The sequence below is a fragment of the Kitasatospora sp. NPDC057512 genome (assembly GCF_042802135.1).
In the GTDB taxonomy this organism is placed as follows: Bacteria; Actinomycetota; Actinomycetes; order Streptomycetales; family Streptomycetaceae; genus Kitasatospora.
This window is the reverse complement of the sequence record NZ_JBHVET010000791.1, coordinates 1-3676: the sequence shown is the minus strand read 5'-3', so window position 1 is coordinate 3676 and position 3676 is coordinate 1. Positions and strand designations below refer to the sequence as shown.

At 74.3% G+C, this 3676-nt stretch carries 4 protein-coding genes and 1 pseudogene; 4 read left to right on the top strand and 1 reads right to left on the bottom strand.

Annotation, left to right across the window (positions count from 1 at the left end; all coding sequences use genetic code 11):
- The first annotated feature begins 103 nt into the window (after positions 1–103).
- Genes ACFU6K_RS33785 through ACFU6K_RS33770 form a run of 4 tightly spaced genes read left to right on the top strand, consistent with a single transcriptional unit; the run spans position 104 to position 3595 of the window.
- Positions 104–1249 (top strand): acyl-CoA dehydrogenase family protein, encoded by a 1146-nt coding sequence (locus ACFU6K_RS33785; RefSeq protein ID WP_380669608.1) that lies wholly within the window; start codon positions 104–106, stop codon positions 1247–1249.
- Positions 1246–1962, top strand: coding sequence for an N-(5'-phosphoribosyl)anthranilate isomerase (locus tag ACFU6K_RS33780; protein WP_380669606.1), 717 nt, complete (start codon positions 1246–1248; stop codon positions 1960–1962). Before ACFU6K_RS33785 ends, ACFU6K_RS33780 begins: the two co-directional genes overlap by 4 nt.
- Positions 1959–2660, top strand: coding sequence for an indole-3-glycerol-phosphate synthase (locus ACFU6K_RS33775; protein WP_380669603.1), 702 nt, complete (start codon positions 1959–1961; stop codon positions 2658–2660). The genes ACFU6K_RS33780 and ACFU6K_RS33775 overlap by 4 nt, the downstream gene beginning before the upstream one ends.
- Positions 2657–3595 carry an alpha/beta hydrolase gene (locus ACFU6K_RS33770; protein WP_380669601.1) on the top strand — a complete coding sequence of 313 codons (939 nt, stop codon included), beginning with the start codon at positions 2657–2659 and terminating at the stop codon, positions 3593–3595. The genes ACFU6K_RS33775 and ACFU6K_RS33770 overlap by 4 nt, the downstream gene beginning before the upstream one ends.
- Here ACFU6K_RS33770 and ACFU6K_RS33765 read toward each other — a convergent pair.
- Positions 3543–3676: pseudogene (locus tag ACFU6K_RS33765) on the bottom strand (KR domain-containing protein); the annotation flags it as partial. The gene ACFU6K_RS33770 and the pseudogene ACFU6K_RS33765 overlap by 53 nt on opposite strands.

Here is a 3676-nt window from a genome sequence, read left to right as displayed (position 1 = left end):
GCCCGGGACGGGCCCTTGGAACCGACGTGAGCCGGCGCCACCGGGCGCCGGCCTGCCACCCCGCGCCCCGCACCGGCGGCCCGGGAGGAAGGCGGCACATCCCATGATCCGCTGGAACGCCGACCAGACGGCCCTGCGCGAGGGCCTGGCCCGCTTCGGCGACGACCTCAGCGCCGGCCACATCGAAGGCGACGAACAGGCCGCCTTCTCCCACGACAAGTGGCGCATGATCCAGAAGACCGGCATCCTCTCCCTGCCCTTCGAGGAACGCTACGGCGGCCTGGGCCAGTCCCTGCTCACCACCATGTACGTCCTCGAAGGCCTCGGCCACACCTGCCGCGACGGCGGCCTCAACTTCTCCGTCACCACCTCCATGGCCTCCACCGGCGTCCCCCTGCAGGCCTTCGGCTCACCCGCCCTCAAGGACGCCTACCTGCCCCGCATCGCCTCCGGCGAGGCCATCGGCGCCCACGCCATCACCGAGTCCGAGTCCGGCTCCGACGCCATGCAGATGCGCACCCGCGCCGTGCGCGACGGCGACCACTTCGTCCTCAACGGCGCCAAGACCTTCGTCTCCAACGGCCCCGTCGCCGACGTCGTCGTCGTCTACGCCCGCACCCACCCCCAGGGCGGCGCCCTGGGCGTCACCGCCTTCCTCGTCGACGCCGACACCCCCGGCCTGACCACCGGCAACCCCATCAAGAAGATGGGCCTGCGCACCTCCCCGCTCTCCGAGCTCTACTTCGACGACGTCCGCGTCCCCGCCGACCGCGTCCTGGGCCGCGTCGGCGGCGGCTTCCTCGTCCTCGACCACGTCATGAAACGCGAGATCCTCTACACCTTCATCGTCAACACCGGCGAGATGCAGCACCGCCTCGCCCGCTGCCTGGACTACGCCAAGACCCGCATGTCCTTCGGCAAGCCCATCGGCTCCTACCAGTCGGTCGCCAACAAGATCGTCGACACCAAGATCCGCCTCGAAACCGCCCGCAAGTGGCTGTACGACACCGCCCAGCGCCTGGAGGCCGGCGACAACGTCACCGTCGACATGGCCATCGCCAAACTCCTCACCAGCGAGTCCAACCTCGCCACCTCGCTGGCCGCCGTCCAGGTCTTCGGCGGCAACGGCTACATGTCCGAGTACGGACTGGAGAAGGACGTGCGCAACGCCGTCGCCGGCACCATCTACTCCGGCAGCAACGAGATCCAGTACAACCGCATCGCCGCCATGCTCGGACTGGGCAAATGACCGCCCCCGCCCTGCTGGCCCCCCGCAGCGCCGGCCACCTCAAGGTCTGCGGCGCCCGCACCCGCGCCGACCTCGCCCTCCTCGCCGACACCGGCCCCACCCTGGTGGGCCTGTGGCACGGCGTGCCCGGCGGCCCCGCCGACCTCGAAGCCGACCGCCTCGCCGACCTCGCCGCCACCGCCATCCGCCTGGGCCTGGAACCCGTCCTCGTCACCTTCCTCGACGACGCCCGGAAGATCACCGCCCTCGCCCGCGCCACCGGCATCCGCTGGATCCAGCTCCACGCCTACCAGAGCCCCGCCCTCGTCGCCGACCTGCGCGAACACCTCCCGTACGCCGTCCTCGTCAAAGTCCTCCACCTCTCCCGCGGCCGCTGCCTGGAACGCGCCTTCACCGGCGCCTTCGAACGCGCCGGATGCGACCTGTTCCTCCTGGACACCGTCACCGACGACGGCCGCGTCGGCTCCACCGGCCAGGCCCTGGACCCCGCCCACGTCCACGCCCTGCTGCCCCGCCTCACCATCCCCTTCCTCCTCGCCGGCGGCCTCAACACCACCAACCGCGACACCTACCGCACCGTCACCGACCACCCCCTGTACGCCGGCGCCGACATCGACACCGCCGCCCGCGACCGCACCGGCCGCTTCACCCACGAAGCCGTCACCGCCCTCACCCGCGCCTGGCACCCGCGCCTCCAGGAGACCCCCGCATGAGCCCGAGCTTCATCGACGCCCTGCTCACCGCCCCCCGCCCCCTGGTCATGGAGGTCAAACTCCGCGACCCCCACGGCGCCGACCTCCTGGGCCCCCGCACCGTCACCGACCTCGTCACCCGCTACGAACAGGCCGGCGCCCCCTGCCTGTCCGTCGTCACCGGCCGCTGGTTCGGCGGCACCACCCGCCTGCTGCGCGAGGTCACCGCCGCCACCCAACTGCCCGTCCTCCAGAAGGACTTCCTCACCCGCCCCGCCCAACTCGAAGCCGCCCGCGCCCTCGGCGCCTCCGCCGTCCTGCTCACCGCCGCCCTGCTGCCCGCCACCTCCCTCACCCGCCTCGTCACCTGCGCCCTCGACCTCGGCCTCACCCCCTTCGTCGAGATCACCGAGGAACGCGAACTCGACACCCTGCCCCGCACCGCCGAATGCGTCGTCGCCGTCAACAACAAGGACATCCGCACCCGCGAACGCGACCGCGGCGACCTCGGCCGCAGCCTGCGCCTGCTGCCCGCCCTGCGCGCCGCCGGCTGCCGCGCCCCCGTCTCCGCCTCCGCCATCACCGACCCCCACGACGCCGCCCGCCTCCTCGACGCCGGCTACGCCGCCCTGCTCATCGGCACCTCCCTGATGCGCACCGGCGACCTCACCGGCTGGCTCGCCGACCTCGACGCCGCCAGAGCGGGAGTCGCCGCGTGAAACACGACCTGCGCACCCGCTCCCTGGTCCTGGACGCCGCCGGCATCCCCCTCTCCGCCCTGGTCGCCGAACCCGAACACGCCGCCCCCAAAGCCGTCGTCCTCGCCATCCACGGCCGCGGCATGCGCGCCGCCTACTTCGCCGGCCCCGCCCACCCCGACACCAGCCTGCTCACCCTCGCCGCCGACCTCGGCTACACCGTCCTGGCCGTCGACCGCCCCGGCCACGGCGCCTCCGCCCACCGCCTGCCCCACGGCCAGCTCATCGCCGACCAGGCCGCCACCCTCCACGCCGCCCTCACCGACTACGCCCGCGCCCACCCCACCGGCGCCGGCGTCCAACTCCTCGCCCACTCCTTCGGCGGCAAGATCGCCCTCCACCTCGCCGCCCACTGGCCCGACGACCCCCGCCTGCCCCTGCTCGGCTGCGACATCTCCGGCCTCGCCCAGCACTACGCCCCCGGCGCCTGGGACCGCCCCGACGACCTCGCCGGCGGCGGCCGCCTCAACTGGGGCCCCCTGAACCTCTACCCGCCCGGCACCTTCCACGCCGCCCGCACCCTGCTCACCCCCGTCCCCGCCCTCGAATCCCGCGAACTGGCCACCTGGCCCGCCCGCTACAGCGCCCTCGCCGCCCGCGTACGCGTCCCCGTACGCCTCACCCTCGCCGACCACGAGCACTGGTGGCGCCTGGAGGCGGCCCACCGCACCGCCCTGACCGCCGCCTTCCCCGACGGCCTCGCCCGCCTGGCCACCGCCCGCCGCGCCGGCCACAACCTCTCCCTGGGCCACGCCGCCCGCCCCTACCACCTGCGCGCCCTCGCCTTCACCGACGACTGCCTCACCCGCCCCGCCCCCGCGCCGGCCCCCGCCGCGGCCGCACCCGCCGCCGTGCCGGCCGCCCCCGCCGCACCCGCCGCCGCGCCCCGCGCCTGACCAGCGTGCGGCACAGCAGCCTGCCGAGCGCGCCGAACGCGCCGGTCACCAGGTAGCTGCCGTCCGGGCGCAGCCGCAGGG

Bases quoted from the DNA above. Each gene is read 5' to 3' on its own strand.
- ACFU6K_RS33775 (WP_380669603.1), top strand. From the start codon at position 1,959: ATGAGCCCGAGCTTCATCGACGCCCTGCTCACCGCCCCCCGCCCCCTG.
- ACFU6K_RS33780 (WP_380669606.1), top strand. From the start codon at position 1,246: ATGACCGCCCCCGCCCTGCTGGCCCCCCGCAGCGCCGGCCACCTCAAG.
- ACFU6K_RS33785 (WP_380669608.1), top strand. From the start codon at position 104: ATGATCCGCTGGAACGCCGACCAGACGGCCCTGCGCGAGGGCCTGGCC.